The sequence below is a fragment of the Janthinobacterium longum genome (assembly GCF_051380735.1).
Classification (GTDB): domain Bacteria; phylum Pseudomonadota; class Gammaproteobacteria; order Burkholderiales; family Burkholderiaceae_D; genus Janthinobacterium.
This window is the reverse complement of the sequence record NZ_JBNYXQ010000004.1, coordinates 89,587-104,847: the sequence shown is the minus strand read 5'-3', so window position 1 is coordinate 104,847 and position 15,261 is coordinate 89,587. Positions and strand designations below refer to the sequence as shown.

At 60.8% G+C, this 15,261-nt stretch carries 11 protein-coding genes and 1 tRNA gene; 7 read left to right on the top strand and 5 right to left on the bottom strand.

The window, feature by feature from the left end; translation table 11 throughout:
• Positions 1 to 125 precede the first annotated feature (125 nt).
• The 3 genes from rho (at position 126) to ACQ4WM_RS13235 (ending at position 3,832) form a co-directional block, all read left to right on the top strand.
• A complete protein-coding gene (gene rho, locus ACQ4WM_RS13245; RefSeq protein ID WP_034746249.1) occupies positions 126 to 1,388 on the top strand; it encodes a transcription termination factor Rho in 1,263 nt (420 codons plus the stop codon).
• A gap of 293 nt (positions 1,389 to 1,681) precedes the next feature.
• On the top strand, positions 1,682 to 1,951 hold the full coding sequence (locus ACQ4WM_RS13240; protein ID WP_308924273.1) for a type B 50S ribosomal protein L31: 270 nt from the start codon (positions 1,682 to 1,684) through the stop codon (positions 1,949 to 1,951).
• A 156-nt stretch (positions 1,952 to 2,107) separates the two neighbouring features.
• Positions 2,108 to 3,832 (top strand): ArnT family glycosyltransferase, encoded by a 1,725-nt coding sequence (locus ACQ4WM_RS13235; protein WP_436547135.1) that lies wholly within the window; start codon positions 2,108 to 2,110, stop codon positions 3,830 to 3,832.
• Between the two features lie 15 nt (positions 3,833 to 3,847).
• Here the strand turns inward: ACQ4WM_RS13235 and ACQ4WM_RS13230 are convergent, their stop codons facing one another.
• Positions 3,848 to 5,530, bottom strand: coding sequence for an AMP-binding protein (locus tag ACQ4WM_RS13230; protein ID WP_436547134.1), 1,683 nt, complete (start codon positions 5,528 to 5,530; stop codon positions 3,848 to 3,850).
• A 201-nt stretch (positions 5,531 to 5,731) separates the two neighbouring features.
• Here ACQ4WM_RS13230 and ACQ4WM_RS13225 point away from each other — a divergent pair, with 201 nt between their 5' ends.
• Positions 5,732 to 7,336: a response regulator gene (locus ACQ4WM_RS13225; protein WP_436547133.1), complete on the top strand. Its 1,605-nt coding sequence runs from the start codon at positions 5,732 to 5,734 to the stop codon at positions 7,334 to 7,336.
• 3 nt (positions 7,337 to 7,339) lie between these two features.
• Here the strand turns inward: ACQ4WM_RS13225 and ACQ4WM_RS13220 are convergent, their stop codons facing one another.
• The gene (locus tag ACQ4WM_RS13220) at positions 7,340 to 7,795 is read right to left on the bottom strand and encodes a response regulator (RefSeq protein ID WP_436547132.1); all 456 of its coding nucleotides are present in this window, start codon (positions 7,793 to 7,795) and stop codon (positions 7,340 to 7,342) included.
• Positions 7,796 to 7,804: 9 nt separating this feature from the next.
• On the bottom strand, positions 7,805 to 10,066 hold the full coding sequence (locus ACQ4WM_RS13215) for an ATP-binding protein (RefSeq protein ID WP_436547131.1): 2,262 nt from the start codon (positions 10,064 to 10,066) through the stop codon (positions 7,805 to 7,807).
• Between the two features lie 158 nt (positions 10,067 to 10,224).
• Here ACQ4WM_RS13215 and ACQ4WM_RS13210 point away from each other — a divergent pair, with 158 nt between their 5' ends.
• The 3 genes from ACQ4WM_RS13210 to ACQ4WM_RS13200 all read left to right on the top strand — a co-directional run bounded on the left by ACQ4WM_RS13210 (position 10,225) and on the right by ACQ4WM_RS13200 (position 14,338).
• Entirely contained in the window at positions 10,225 to 12,573 is a 2,349-nt protein-coding gene (locus ACQ4WM_RS13210) for a DNA polymerase II (protein ID WP_436547130.1), read from the top strand.
• Positions 12,574 to 12,816: 243 nt separating this feature from the next.
• Positions 12,817 to 14,139 (top strand): enoyl ACP reductase FabMG family protein, encoded by a 1,323-nt coding sequence (locus tag ACQ4WM_RS13205; RefSeq protein ID WP_436547129.1) that lies wholly within the window; start codon positions 12,817 to 12,819, stop codon positions 14,137 to 14,139.
• A 112-nt stretch (positions 14,140 to 14,251) separates the two neighbouring features.
• Positions 14,252 to 14,338, top strand: a tRNA-Leu gene (locus ACQ4WM_RS13200).
• A 70-nt stretch (positions 14,339 to 14,408) separates the two neighbouring features.
• On the opposite strand, the gene ACQ4WM_RS13195 is transcribed toward ACQ4WM_RS13200, so the two are convergent.
• Both ACQ4WM_RS13195 and ACQ4WM_RS13190 read right to left on the bottom strand, forming a co-directional pair.
• Positions 14,409 to 14,849, bottom strand: coding sequence for an STY0301 family protein (locus ACQ4WM_RS13195; protein ID WP_436547128.1), 441 nt, complete (start codon positions 14,847 to 14,849; stop codon positions 14,409 to 14,411).
• Positions 14,850 to 14,857: 8 nt separating this feature from the next.
• Positions 14,858 to 15,244, bottom strand: coding sequence for a BPSL0067 family protein (locus ACQ4WM_RS13190; RefSeq protein ID WP_436547127.1), 387 nt, complete (start codon positions 15,242 to 15,244; stop codon positions 14,858 to 14,860).
• Between the last annotated feature and the right edge of the window lie 17 nt (positions 15,245 to 15,261).

The following is a 15,261-nucleotide window of genomic DNA, read 5'->3' as shown; positions in this document are numbered from 1 at the left end:
CTGCCTGATTGGATAGACCGGGAAGCGGCTTGAAGCACCATACGCTGTCCCTTCCCTGATAATTAATCAACGCCACGCAGTCCCCTCCCCTACCTTTACCTCCCGTCTCGGGACACTCAACATATATGCATTTATCCGAACTAAAGGCCCTACACGTATCCGCCCTGCTTGAGATGGCGATCGGTCTTGACATTGACAACGCGGCCCGCTTGCGCAAACAGGAGCTGATGTTTGCGATCCTGAAAAAACGCGCGAAGTCGGGCGAACAGATTTTTGGCGACGGCGCCCTGGAAGTGCTGCCTGACGGCTTCGGCTTCCTGCGCTCGCCTGACGCCAGCTACATGGCGTCGACCGACGACATTTATATCTCTCCTTCGCAAATCCGCCGCTTCAACCTGCACACCGGCGATTCGATCGAGGGCGAAGTAAGGACCCCGAAAGATGGCGAACGCTATTTCGCATTGGTCAAAGTCGACAAGGTCAACGGCGAATCGCCGGAGATGTCGAAGCACCGCATCCTGTTTGAAAACCTGACGCCGCTGCACCCGAACGAGCCGCTGCGCCTGGAACGTGAAATGAATGGCCAGGAAAACATCACCGGCCGCATCATCGACCTGATCGCGCCGATCGGCAAAGGCCAGCGCGGCTTGCTGGTGGCGTCGCCAAAGTCCGGCAAATCCGTGATCCTGCAGCATATCGCGCATGCGATCACGGCGAATCATCCCGACATCACCCTGATCGTGCTGCTGATCGACGAACGTCCGGAAGAAGTAACCGAGATGCAGCGTTCGGTACGCGGCGAAGTGGTCGCCTCAACCTTCGACGAACCAGCTACGCGCCACGTGCAAGTGGCTGAAATGGTGCTGGAAAAAGCCAAGCGCCTGGTCGAAATGAAAAAAGACGTGGTGATCCTGCTCGACTCGATCACCCGCCTGGCGCGTGCCTACAACACCGTGATCCCCGCCTCGGGCAAGGTCCTGACCGGTGGTGTCGACGCCAATGCGCTGCAACGTCCGAAACGCTTCTTCGGCGCCGCGCGCAATATCGAAGAAGGCGGCTCGCTGACCATTATCGCCACCGCCCTGATCGAAACCGGTTCGCGCATGGATGACGTGATCTTTGAAGAATTCAAGGGTACCGGCAACATGGAAGTCCATCTGGAACGCCGCCTGGCCGAAAAACGCGTCTACCCGGCCATCAACCTGAACAAATCGGGTACCCGCCGCGAAGAACTGCTGATCAAGCCGAACGAACTGCAGAAAATCTGGATCCTGCGCAAGTTGCTGTACTCGATGGACGAGATCGAAGCGATGGAGTTCATTCTCGACAAGATGAAAGCCACCAAGAACAACGCCGAATTCTTCGACATGATGCGCCGAGGGGGGTAAACCTGCTGCGCGTCCCGCTCTACGGCCTGTGTTGCTCGCTGTACCTTCGTACAGCTGTGCTACTCGGCCGTATATCGGGCCTGCTCGCTACGGTTTCCCTCCCCTCGGTGGCGTCATATCAATGCGCCACAGCGCAAGCCGCTCATTGAGCGGCTTTTTTATTGCCCTCACCTGCAAAGCGCTATATAATCGACGGTTGCATTTATTTAAACCCTGGCAAGTGATCGGCAATCGGGTCAAGAAGCAAGACGACCGACGAAGTGCTGTTTGGCTACCAAACTAGAGAGAAGACCATGAAAGTCGATACCCATCCAGATTACCGCGAAGTTGTTTTCCACGACCTGTCGTGCGATTTCAAATTCGTTACCCGTTCGACCATCCAGACCCGCGAAAAAATCACCCACGACGGTAAAGAATACCCGCTGGTGAAAATCGAGGTGTCGGCTGAATCGCACCCATTCTTCACGGGCAAGCACAAAATCGTCGACACGGCTGGCCGCGTCGAGAAGTTCCGTCAGAAATTCGGTACCGTCGGTTCGAAAACCGCCATCGCAGCAGGCTGATTTTTGCCGCTTGCGGCAAAAACAGGCAGCTTCGGCTGCCAACAAAAAAGGCAGCCACGGCTGCCTTTTTTGTCTTCCAGTGCTTTACTTTATACTGCCGCTTAGCCCGGCGCGTCCACACGCGTCCCAGATTCCTTTTTACTGATACCACCATCGATGAAGCCAGTCCGCCTTCCCGCCGCTGCCACACTCGCGCTGCCACGATGGGCCTTGTTTGCGCTTGGCCTGCTGTACATCCTGCCTGGCCTGATCGGTCGCGAACCTTGGAAGAACGATGATGCCGCCAGCTTCGGCATCATGTGGACCATGGCGCACGGCGGCCTGCCTGACTGGCTGTGGCCAAATATCGCCGGCATGTCGATGCCCGACGAAGGCCCGCTGGCATTCTGGCTGGGCGCCATCTTCATCAAGCTGTTCGGCTGGATCGGCAACGAAGTGTTTGCCGCGCGCATGTCGACCATTGGCATTTTCGTCATCAGTGCGCTGTCGGTATGGTACACGGCCTTTAACCTGGGCCGCCGCAGCGACGCCCAGCCGCTGCGCCTGGCCTTCGGCGGCCAACCCGAGCCGGACGACTTCGGCCGTACCCTGGCCGACGCCGCCGTCCTGATCTACCTGGGCTGCCTGGGCCTGCTGCAACACAGCCACGACATCACGGCCGAAGCGCTGTACGTGTCGCTGATGGCCTATATGCTGTACCGCGCCGTGCGCTATGTGGAACGCGCCTCGCTGCGCAACGCCGCCCTGATCGGCCTGGCGCTGGGCGGGCTGACCCTGACCCGCGGCTGGATCACGCCGGCGGCGCTGACCGTCTCATTGCTGCTGTGTTCGGTATTCCTGCGCCTGCCTTTGCTGCGCAGCGTGGGCCACCTGGCAGCGGCGGTGCTGGTCGGCACCTTGCTGACCATGGCCTGGCTGCTGCCGGGCGAATTGCTGCAACCGTACGGCCATTCTCCGCTGCAAGCCTGGGCGAACTGGAACCATCGCCAGTTCAGCCTGCCGGATCGCCAGAGCATAGTGTATTTTTTCCGCGTCGGCATCTGGTTCTTCTGGCCAGCCTGGCCGTTCGCCGCCTGGGCCGTGTATGCCTGGCGCCGCCAGCACCATGTGCTGCACATCGTGGTGCCACTGACCTTTGTCGCCATGCTGGCCTTGCTGGCGATGTTCCATCCCGACCCCGACCCGGCGCAACTGCTGCCGTTGCTGCCGCCGCTGGCCGTGATGGCCGCCTTTGGCCTCTTGACCATGAAGCGCGGCGCCATCAACGCCATCGACTGGTTCTCGGTGATGGTGCTGACAATCTGCGCCTTCATGCTGTGGCTGTTCTGGTTTGCCGCCCTGACGGGATGGCCGCCAAAGCTGGCTCACAACGCCCTGAAGCTGTTGCCAGGATTCAAACCAGAACTGGGCCTGGCTGCCTTTTTTGTCGCTGCCGCAGCCACCGCTGGCTGGGTGGCGCTGGTGCACTGGCGCATCTCGCGCCAGCCAGCCGTGTTATGGCGCGCCGTGGTGCTGTCGTCCGGCGGCCTGATCCTGATCTGGGTGCTGATCATGACCTTGTTCCTGCCTGAACTGAACTACAGCAAGAGCTACGCCAGCGTGGCGCAGCAGATTGTCGTCAAGCTGCCGCAAGGCAATGGCTGCATCAATACCAATGTGGGAGCGGCCCAGCGCGCCTCGTTCGCCTACTATGGCCGCCTGCCATTCGCCGGCGTCGACAACCAGCGCTGCGACCTGTTGCTGCTGCAAGACAGCAGCCGCAAACGCGATGGCGGCGAGCAGTTGCAGGAACAAAATGGCACCGACTGGATCAAGCTGTGGGAGGGCCGCCGCGCCACCGACGATGCCGAGCGCTTCCGTCTGTACCAGCGGGTGAAATAAACCAAGGCAGCGCCATCAATCTGCTGCCAGGCCCAGGTCCGTCGCTACCTGCTTGCGCAGCAGATACTTCTGGATCTTGCCGGTCACCGTCATTGGAAACTCCTCGACGAAGCGCACATAGCGGGGAATCTTGTAATAGGCGATCTGGCCGTCGCAAAAGGCGCGGATGTCTTCGGCGGTGGTCGCTTGCGTGCCGGGGCGCAAAATAATGCAGGCGCACAGTTCTTCGCCATATTTGGCGTCGGGCACGCCCACGCATTGCACGTCGAGCACGCTGGGGTGGCGATACAGGAATTCTTCCACTTCGCGCGGATAGATATTTTCGCCGCCGCGTATCACCATGTCCTTGGAGCGGCCGACGATGCTGCAAAAGCCGTTGCTGTCGATCACCGCCAGGTCGCCCGTGTGCATCCAGCGCGCCGCGTCGATCGCCTCGGCGGTTTTTTCAGGGTCGCCCCAGTAGCCCTGCATCACCGAATAGCCGCGCGTGAGCAACTCACCCTTTTCGCCACGCGGCACGATGCGCCCTTCGGCATCGATGATTTTCACTTCCAGGTGCGGATGCACGCGGCCGATCGACGACACCCGCATCTCGCGCGGGTCCTCGATCGCCGTCTGGAAACTGACTGGCGAGGTTTCCGTCATGCCATAGGCAATCGTGATTTCGTCCATGTGCATCAGCTCAATCACCCGCGTCATGACTTCCATCGGGCACGGCGAGCCGGCCATGATGCCGGTGCGCAAAGTGGACAGGTCGTATTGCCTGAAGTCGGGATGGTCGAGGATGGCGATGAACATGGTCGGCACGCCATGCAAACCCGTGCAGCGCTCGGCCTGCACCGTTTCGAGCACGGCTTTCGGATCGAAGCCTTCGCCGGGAAACACCATCGCCGCACCATGCGTGACGCAGGCCAGGTTGCCCAGCACCATGCCAAAGCAATGGTATAGCGGCACCGGAATGCACAGCCGGTCCTGCTCGGTAAGCCGCATGGCCTCGCCGATAAAAAATCCGTTATTGAGGATATTGTGGTGCGTCAGGGTCGCGCCTTTCGGCGCGCCGGTGGTGCCGGAGGTAAATTGGATATTCACGGCATCGTCGAATTGCAGGCTGGCGCTCACCTCATCGAGGTGTGCCAGGTCGGCCTCGGTGATATCGTCCATCAAGTGATCAAAGTTGTACATGCCCGGTGTGGCCTCCTGGCCCAGGCGTATCACATGGCGCAGCTGCGGCAGGCGGTTTGACTGCAACTGGCCGGCACGGCTGGCGGCGATCTCCGGCACCACGTCCTGCACGATGGCCAGGTAGTCGCTGGACTTGAAGCTGGGCGACAGGATCAGCGCGCTGCAGCTCACCTTGTCGAGCACGTATTCGAGCTCCGAACGGCGATAGGCAGGGTTGATATTGACCATGATCAGGCCCGCCTTGGCGGTGGCAAACTGGGTCAGCACCCATTCGGCGCAGTTCTGCGACCAGATGGCTATCCGTTCGCCCGGTTGCAGGCCCAGTTTCAGCAGGCCGGCGGCCAGCTTGTGCACGCGCTGCTGAAATTGGCTGTAGGTCCAGCGCACCTGTTGATGCGCCACGATCAGGGCATCGTGCTGTGGATGGCGTGCCGCGATGGCGTCCAGGTAAGCGCCTATGGTGGTGCCGATCAACGGTGTCTCGTGGGCACCGTGCACATAACTCATGTCTTGCATACCGTCTCCAGGGTAAGGGGTGCTTTTGCACTCTCGGGATAAAAATTATAGCCCCAACCATCTGCGGCATGCGGCGCGCTGGTCAAATGCCTGAAAACCGGCGCACGGCAGCATTGCTTGGCAATGCAAGCAATCAGGCTCATGTAAAATATTTGCATGCCAGCTCGGGACGCTGGATAGTGACTTCCAACCGGCTTGCTTATGACTCAAGAATCTCCGCGCATTTCCGTACTGCTGATAGACGACGAAGCCATCGCGCTCGATCTGATCGCCCATGGCCTCGAACGCGAGGCGGGCGTCGCCCTGCGCTACGATGCACGTTCGGAAATGGCGGTGACCCTGGCGCGCGAAACGGCCGCAACCATCGTGCTGGTCGACCTGCGCATGCCCGGCGCCGACGGTTTGGACGTGATCCGCATGCTGCGCGGCGACCCGGCCACCGAACATATCCCGGTGGTGCTGCTTTCGTCCGAGGATGACCCGTCGATCAAGGTCAAGGCTTTTGCCACCGGCGCCAATGATTACCTGGTGAAATGGCCGGACCCGCGCGAACTGCTGGCCAGGGTACGCTATCACAGCGGTGCGTATATCGCCCGCCAGCAGCGCGACGCTGCCTTTATCTCCTTGCGGCTGAGCCAGGAAGAACTGGCCGTCAGCCAGTCGGCCCTGCACCAGGCGCAAAAAATGGAAGCTATCGGCCAGCTGACGGGTGGCGTGGCGCACGATTTCAATAATGTGCTGCAGATTATCGGCGGCAATTTGCAACTGATCAAGTTGCTCGGTGGCGTCAGCGACAAGGCCAGCAGCCGCATCGAAGTGGCGCTGGCCGGCGTGGAGCGCGGTGCCAAGCTGTCGGCCCATTTGCTGGCCTTTGCGCGGCGCCAGCCGCTGCAGGCACAGCTGATCAATCCGGGCCAGGTGCTGCGCGACATGGGCGACATGATACGGCGCCTGCTCGACCCGCGCGCCATGATCGAGACCGATATCGAAGACGGCCTGTGGAGCACCATGGTCGACGCCAACCAGCTCAACAACGTGCTGCTGAACCTGGCCATCAATGCGCGCGACGCGATGGCCGCTGGTGGTACCTTGACCATGCGCGCACGCAATCTGCGCGCCGGTTCGATGCAGTTGCCGGAAGTGGGCAATGAAGATTATGTGATGCTGGAAATTGCCGACACCGGTATCGGCATGGACCAGGCTGTGCTGCAGCGCGCGTTCGAGCCGTTCTTCACCACCAAGCCGATCGGCCAGGGCACCGGCCTGGGCCTGAGCATGGCGTACGGCTTCGTCAAACAATCGGGCGGCGAGATCATCCTCAAGAGCGAACCGGGAGTCGGCACGAGCGTGAAGATTTTCCTGTTACGCAATGAACAGGAGGCGCTGGTGGTCGAGGAAGCGCCCGTGGCGCCGCTCAGCCGCGGCCAGGAAACCATTTTGGTGGTGGAGGACGAGGAAGAAGTGCGCCGCTCCACCGTCGAGCTGCTGTCGGCGCTGGGCTACCGCGTGCTGCAGGCGCCCCATGCGGGCGCGGCACTGAACCTGGTGCGCTCCGGCATCGCTATCGACCTGGTGTTTACGGATGTGATCATGCCCGGCGAAATCAGCAGCCTGCAGCTGAGCGAGGCGGTGCGCGAGCACCTGCCCGAGACGCAGATCCTGTTTACGTCAGGTTACGCGGAAGGCGTGCTGGCACATGAAGGACGGCTCGATCCCGGTGTCAACCTGCTGCAAAAACCGTACACGCCCGACGTGCTCAGCAACCGCATCCGGCATTTGCTGAGCCAGCGCAACAGCACTTCCTGAACCTTATTGCGGCCTGATATAGCGGTGTGAACCCGGCGGCGGTTCATTCAGCACGGCCCAGAAAATGCCCAGGTCGGCAATCGCACGCACGAATTCCTCAAAATCGACGGGCTTGACGACATAGGCGTTCACGCCCAGCTCGTAGCTGCGCAACAGGTCCTGTTCTTCCTTGGACGAAGTCAGCATCACCACCGGGATGCTGCGCAGCCCGGGCGTATTGCGAATTTCCTTCAGCACTTCCAGCCCGTCGACTTTCGGCAACTTCAGATCGAGCAGCACCACGGCCGGATTACCGACCTCGCGCGCCGTGTACTGTTCGCGGCAAAACAGGTAGTCGAGCGCCTCGGCCCCGTCGCGGGAGATAATGACCTCGTTGGCCAGCTGGCTCTTGGCCAGGGCGATCAGGGTCAGCTCCAGGTCATGTGGATTGTCTTCGACCAGTAAAATGGGTTTTAACACAGGCTAACCTCAGGTAACGATGTCTTTGGGAATACTGAATGAGAACGTGGCGCCTTCACCAGGCGTCGATTCGGCCCACACCCGCCCGCCATGGCGCTCGATAATCCGGCGCACATTGGCCAGGCCTATGCCAGTACCGGGAAAGTCTTCCATCCGGTGCAGGCGCTGGAATACGCCGAACAGCTTGTGCACATACTCCATATTGAAGCCGGCGCCGTTGTCGGCCACGTGAAATACCACTTCCTCGGCGTTCTCGCTGGCGGTGACGGCAATGCGCGCCAGCTCTTTTTGGCTGGTAAATTTGACGGCGTTCGACAGCAGGTTGTACAGCGCCAGTTGCACGAAAGTCGGATCGCCCCTGACCGAAGGCAAGGTGCCGATAGCCCAGTCCACCTGCCGTTCGCGGATATCGAGCGCCAGCTTCTGGATGCAGCCACGCACCAGCTCGTTCATATTGACCATGCACGGGTGCAGCGCGGCGCGCCCCATCTGGGCAAAGCTCAGCAGGTCGTCGACCAGTTTGCCGGCCAGACGCGCCGAATCCTTGATGTTCTTCAGGAAGCGACGGCGCTTGTCCAGGTCGTCCACGCCCGCCGTGTCCGCCAGCAGGTCGGCAAAACCGGCGATATGGCGCAGCGGCGCGCGCAGGTCGTGCGAGACGGAATACGAAAACGCTTCAAGCTCCTTGTTGGCGCGGCCCAGTTCCTCGGCCAGCTCGGCCATCTGCTCGGCGCGTTCGAGCACGATGCCGAGCAAGGCGCCGCGAAACTCGGTCGCCAGTTCGATCTCGCCACCGTGCCAGGGCGCGCTGATGCCGTGGATAGTTTCGCGCCAGCTGGCAAAACTGCTGCGCGGCGTCAACTGGGCGGGCCCGCTCTTCTCCTGCGGCTGGCCGGCCCAGTCGATGGACTGCACCACTTCAGGCCGGAACCACAGCAGGTAATGCGGGTGGATGCGTGAAATCGACATCGACAGCAGGCCGCTGGCAACGCGACTATAGGCACTGGCCGGCACATGCAGGGCGCTGAGCTGATCGGTATGAAACACTTCTCCATGGTTATTCGCGACCAGCCATTGCACTAACTCGCGCACCTCCTCGTCACCGGGCACATCGCCGTAGGTCAGCAAGCGGTCGTCGACGACAATGGCAGCACCACTGGCGCGGCCAAAATGCAGCAGTGCGGGAAACACGCCACGCAAGCTGTCGGCAAAGTCGACGTTCTGCTGCGTCAGGCCGGCCAGCATGCTGACCATGGTACGCCGCACTTCCAGGCGAAACTCGAGTTCGCCGGCATCGGTGCGCGACTCGATGCGCAAGGCCAGTATCTGCCCCAGCTGTTCGCACACGGTGCGCTGCTCGAAGGCCACCGGCAGCGGCGTTTCGTTATGGCAGGAAATCAAGCCCCACAACTGCCCCTTGACGACCAGCGACACCGACATCGACGCCAGGGTGCCCATGTTGCGCATGTATTGCAAGTGAATCGGCGAGACGCTGCGCAAGGCCGCATGCGACAGATCATTCGGTGCGCCGGTCAAGGGATTGACGTCCGGCACCAGCCGCGCCGGCGTGTAATTGGCATCGTGGATCAGGCGTATGCGGTTGAGCATGTACAGCTCGCGCGCCTGGCGCGGAATATCGCTGGCGGGAAAGCGCTGCCCCAGATAAGAGCCATAGCCATCGGCCAGGCTTTCGGCCAGTACATGGCCATGGCCGTCGCGGTCGAACTGGTACACCAGTACGCGGCCAAAACCGGTCACGTCGCGGATCTGCCGGGCAGCAATGGCACTCATCTCAATGATATCGTGCACATCGTTGATTTTCAGAAGAAAACTGCCCACCTTCGGATACAGGTGGCGAAAATCGGGCGGGGTGGCACGGGTCACGACCTCGAACTCCAGCACCAGCAGGCGGTCGAAAACATGGGCCAGCACATCGAAGTAGCGCTCCTTGCCCACCAGCACTGTACCGAGGTGCGTGGGCTGTGCGCTCAATTCAACGCGCGCCAGCTCGGCTTCCAGCTGCGAAGCGGCACGCTCGCCCAGAATCGCCGGCAATGCTTTCCCCAGTGCCTGCTCGCAAGCCACGCCGATGTGCTGCGCCAGGTTGGCCGACACCTGCACCACGCGCCGCTCGCCATCCTGCGGCAGGGCCAGCAAGAAGCCATGTGGCTGGATACTGCCAGGAATGCGGATCGGTTCCTGGTCGCAGGATAGGAGGTTCAGGGCTTGCAGGGCAGACGGGACTTGCGTAGCGGTAGCGGCTGGCATCATGGCTGGTATGTCGGCAAAGCGGGCCGGTCAGGCGGTGAAGGTAATACTATTTTACTAGAGGCCTGTGGCCGGTGCCGCACCGCATGCACCGTGCGGCCATTTGCATTACCATGCAGCCCAATACGACGGCGCACAGCCAATCAAGAGCAAGGTCAACGGTGCAATCACTACAACAGGGCTTTATACTGACCCGCCACTGGCACGATACCAGCACCGGTACGCAGGTTGATTTCTGGCTGGCGACCGATGCCGGCCCGCGCCAGGTGCGCCTGCCGCCGCAAACTTCGGTCGCCTTTATACCGCTGGAACAAAAAGAGCAGGCCGAACTGTTGCTGCGCGGCGAGCGCCATGCCGAGCTGCGGCCCTTGAGCCTGTGCGACTTCCAGCACCGCCCCGTGCTGGGGCTGTATTGCAAGCAATACCGGCAACTGCTGAAGCTGGAGAAACACCTGCGCGCGCATGGCGTGGATGTGTATGAAGCCGATATCCGCCCGCCCGAGCGCTATCTGATGGAGCGCTTTATCACGGCGCCGGTCATCTTCGGAGGCGAACCCGGGCAGGAAATGCATTTGAAACCGGCGCCAGGCTACCGCCCCGGCTTGAAACTGGCCTCGCTCGATATCGAAACCACGGCCCATGGCGAACTGTATTCGATCGCGCTTGAAGGCTGCGGCCAGCGCCAGGTGTATATGCTGGGGCCGAAAAATGGCGGCGACGAGCTACTCGATTTCGAGCTGGAATACTGCACCAGCCGCGGCCAGTTGATCGAACGGCTCAACAGCTGGATGGAAATCCATGACCCGGACGCCATCATCGGCTGGAATGTGGTGCAGTTCGACCTGCGCGTGCTGCGCGAGCAGGCCCAGCGCCACCGGGTGCCCTTGAAGCTGGGGCGCGGCGGTGCCGAACTGGAATGGCGCGAACATGGCGGCAAACAGGAGCATTATTTTGCGGCCGCCGCCGGCCGCCTGATTATCGACGGCATCGATGCGCTGAAATCGGCCACCTGGAATTTTTCCTCGTTCAGCCTGGACAACGTGGCGCAAACCCTGCTGGGCGAGGGTAAATCGATCGACAATCCGTATCAGCGCATGGCCGAGATCGACCGCCGCTTTCGCGAAGACAAGCCGGCCCTGGCCCGCTACAACCTGAAAGATTGCGAACTGGTCACGCGCATTTTTGCGAAAACCGATTTGCTGACCTTCTTGCTGGAACGCTCCAGCGTGACGGGGCTGGCGGCCGACCGCAGCGGCGGTTCGGTGGCCGCTTTCGAACATCTGTACCTGCCGCTGATGCACCGGCAAGGCTATGTGGCGCCCAACCTCGGTGACGTGCAGGGCGACAACAGCCCGGGCGGCTTCGTCATGGATTCGCGTTCGGGCCTGTACGATTCGGTGCTGGTGCTCGACTATAAAAGCCTGTATCCGTCGATTATCCGCACCTTTCTGATCGACCCGGTGGGGCTGGTGGTGGGCACGCGTGAAGGGGAAGTCCATCCAGTGCCCGGCTACCGGGGCGCCCTGTTTTCGCGCGAAAAGCATTGCCTGCCCGCCATCGTGAACCAGGTGTGGCAAGGCCGCGAGCTCGCCAAGCGCGAGCGCAACGCGCCGCTGTCGCAAGCGCTGAAAATCATCATGAATGCGTTTTACGGCGTGCTGGGATCGAGCGGCTGCCGCTTTTTCGATCCGCGCCTGGCCTCGTCGATCACCCTGCGCGGCCACGACATCATGCACCGCACGCGCGAGCTGATTACCGCACAGGGCTACCAGGTGATCTATGGCGACACCGATTCCACCTTTGTGTGGCTGAAAACCGCGCATGACGACGAGGCGGCCGGCAAGATCGGCCGCGCGCTGGTGGCCCACGTCAACGACTGGTGGGCGCACCATCTGCGCGATGAATTCGGCCTCGACAGTGCACTGGAACTGCAGTTCGAAACCCATTACCGGCGCTTCCTGATGCCCACCATCCGCGGCTCGGAAGAAGGCAGCAAGAAGCGCTATGCCGGGCTGGTCGGCAAAGCTGACGGCAGCGAACAGATGGTCTACAAGGGCCTGGAAACGGTGCGCAGCGACTGGACACCGCTGGCCCAGCAATTCCAGCAAGCCCTGTATTTGCGCATCTTCCAGCGTGCGCCCTACCAGGACTATGTGCGCGACTACGTGGAGCGCACCCTGGCTGGTGAACACGATGCCTTGCTGGTGTACCGCAAGCGCCTGCGCCGCCCGCTGGGCGACTATCTGCGCAACGTGCCGCCCCATGTGCGCGCGGCGCGCACGGCCGACGCCTACAATCTGGCGCAGGGTCGGCCCTTGCAATACCAGAGCGGCGGCTGGATCAGCTATGTGATCACGCTGGCCGGTCCCGAACCGCTGGAGACGCAGAGTTCGCCGATTGACTACGAACACTACCTGGACAAGCAATTGCAGCCGGTGGCAGACGCGATCCTGCCCTTTCTTGGCGACGACTTTTCCAAGCTGATTTCACGCCAGCACGACCTGTTCTGACACGATTCTGCTTGCCTTCCCCCAGCCATGAGGTAATATCGGCGCCTGCCCGGCCTCTGCCGCAGGCATTCGGCCCTGCACAGGCGTAAAATACGCCATGGCGAAAGAATAAGAGCTGTCCGATTAAAAAGAGGATGCGGCTGCAGTCACAGGTTTCCTGGCTGAAGAGCACCCACTGTTGAACCAGCAATCAATGCGGCCGCCACTTGCCGATTGTTTGCCATTTTTAGAATGAATGACACCATGACCGAAATCACGTCCTTAAGAGACATTCCGCAAAAAAACATCTTCCGCAAAGGCGATACCTTTGTGCTGTTTGGCGAGCTGTTCGGCCGCGGCTATGTCAATGGCTTGCTCGACGAGGCGCGCAAGGCGGGCATGAACATCGTCGGCATGACGGTCGGCCGCCGCGATGAAAACCTGGCGCTGCGCCCATTGAACGCGGAAGAGCTGGCCGAAGCCGAAGCCAACCTGGGCGGGCACATTATCAACGTGCCGCTGATGGCCGGTTTCGACCTGGACGCGCCGCCCGGAGAACCAACCCCAACCGCCCTGCTGTCCGACCTGACCCTGAAAAGCTGGCAGGAAGACAAACTGGACTGGGAAAAAATCGAGCGTTCACGCGCAGCCGGCACGGCCCGCTTCACGGTCTCGGTGGCAAAAGCCATGGCCGAGCTGGACAGCCTGATTGCTGACGGCAGCAACGTCTATTTCGCCCACACCATGGCCGGCGGTATTCCGAAGGTCAAGGTCTTCCTGGCGATTGCCAACCGCATCTACAAAGGCCGCGGCGAGCGCTTCATGTCCTCGCGCGCCCTGCTCGACAGCGACCTGGGCAAGCTGATCCTGATGAACTTCGACGAAGTCACCGCCAACACCCTGCAGCACCTGATCGACGGCAGCGCCGCCATCCGCGCCCGCATCGAGCAACACGGCGGCCAGGTACGCTACAGCGCCTACGGCTACCACGGTACCGAGATCCTGATCGACGGCAAGTACCAGTGGCAAACCTACAGCAACTACACTCAGGGCCTGGCCAAGATGCGCCTGGAAAACGTCGCCAGGGCCGCGTGGGAAAAAGGCATCAAGGCCACCGTCTTCAACTGCCCGGAAATCCGCACCAACTCGTCCGACATTTTTGTCGGCGTGGAACTGTCGCTGTTCCCCCTGCTCGACGCCCTGAAAAAAGAAGGCGGCGGCGCCTGGGCCGAACAGCAATGGGAAACCTGCCAGGCCCTGCTGGAAGACGGCACCTCGCTGCAAGACCTGCTCGACCGCATCGCCGCCTACAACGGCGACGCCACCAGCGTCCACTTCCGCAACTTCGCCGCCTGGCCGATGGACAACACGCCGGAACTGGCCGAAGTCATGATCGGCACCTCCGACGACATCACCAAGCTGCACAAGGACCGCAAGGAGCTGATCACCGACCACCTGAGTTCCCTGGTCCTGGAAGGCACGGGCCCGCTGATGTTCCACGAAATGTCGGACCCGCAAGCGCCCGTCATCTGGCTCAACCACGACATCATCGCGCGCCAGCTGAGCTCGGTGCATAATCCGGCGTAAGCTGCCGTCGCGTTTGATCTGGTGCCGGCAAGCGGCTGGAAATGGTATAAAAAGTATGTAAAGCAAAAAACTTGCCGGAACCGGATAAATCAGTGATAATGCGTCTCGCGTTGCCGGGATGGCGGAATAGGTAGACGCACGGGACTCAAAATCCCGCGCTGGAAACAGCGTGCCGGTTCGATTCCGGCTCCCGGCACCACCAGACAAAGTTCAGCAGTACCGTTCAGACCCGCCCATCGCCAGATGACGGCGGGTTTTTTGTTTCTGTACTAGCGGCAAACAATACCGATCTCGTTCTGCCCCGCCTTGCTGCCTTGTCGGTAGCTGACTTCACAGCGCCCGACGCTGTCATCGATTCGTTTCGACAGCGTCACTTGGCCATGTTCGCCATAACCGCACTGCAGCCATTTCCCATCAGGAAAAGCTCCCTCCAGTTGATAGACAAAAATGGTTTGCCCTTTTGCCTTGCGCTGTGCCGTGGGAACCAGTTCTCCTTTGCGCTGCGGTGGTCCGTCAATTGGTGCCGCCGAGTTCAGGTACAGTGGGCTGGCAATATATGCAGTCCAGCCGGTGGGCACGGGTTCGAGCTTGACGGACGTGTCGGCAATACTTTTGGGGCAGATCGGCAAGGATGTGGCGCCAGCAGGCGCAGGAAAGCAGCAGATGGCGCAAGCAACAATGGCATTCACTGATGAGTAACAGGTGGGCATCGTTGCTCCTATTCGATCACGAAAAACGCATCGGCATTATTACTGGGATCGATATACAGACCGTTCTTGTGTTTGCCTTTGGCGCGCAGGATGCGCGAAGAGATGATACCCTGCCGTTTCCCTGCCCACTGATCCATGACAAGTATTCCAGCAGGTGTCTGGCCCAGGTAAATCGCGGCGTGATTGCCATACGAGCGATTCGCATACCTGCCGTCCACAAAAGTGGCGATGGCAGTACCTTTTTTGATGAGAAGATTCCCCATGACGGCCTCGCCCTGTCTCCAGGCCAGGGTTAGCGGTACACCGGCAAACTCCCTGACCAATGCCACACATTGATGGTTGCCTACCATCGTGGTTTTTTCAAGCTCATCGACTCTGCTATAGATATAAGGCATCTTGCTCTCCCCGTTGT

Coding starts and splice junctions, on each gene's coding strand:
- ACQ4WM_RS13190 (WP_436547127.1), bottom strand. CDS start 15,244: ATGCCTTATATCTATAGCAGAGTCGATGAGCTTGAAAAAACCACGATG.
- ACQ4WM_RS13195 (WP_436547128.1), bottom strand. CDS start 14,849: ATGCCCACCTGTTACTCATCAGTGAATGCCATTGTTGCTTGCGCCATC.
- ACQ4WM_RS13225 (WP_436547133.1), top strand. CDS start 5,732: ATGACTCAAGAATCTCCGCGCATTTCCGTACTGCTGATAGACGACGAA.
- rho (WP_034746249.1), top strand. CDS start 126: ATGCATTTATCCGAACTAAAGGCCCTACACGTATCCGCCCTGCTTGAG.
- ACQ4WM_RS13215 (WP_436547131.1), bottom strand. CDS start 10,066: ATGATGCCAGCCGCTACCGCTACGCAAGTCCCGTCTGCCCTGCAAGCC.
- ACQ4WM_RS13240 (WP_308924273.1), top strand. CDS start 1,682: ATGAAAGTCGATACCCATCCAGATTACCGCGAAGTTGTTTTCCACGAC.
- ACQ4WM_RS13230 (WP_436547134.1), bottom strand. CDS start 5,530: ATGCAAGACATGAGTTATGTGCACGGTGCCCACGAGACACCGTTGATC.
- ACQ4WM_RS13235 (WP_436547135.1), top strand. CDS start 2,108: ATGAAGCCAGTCCGCCTTCCCGCCGCTGCCACACTCGCGCTGCCACGA.
- ACQ4WM_RS13205 (WP_436547129.1), top strand. CDS start 12,817: ATGACCGAAATCACGTCCTTAAGAGACATTCCGCAAAAAAACATCTTC.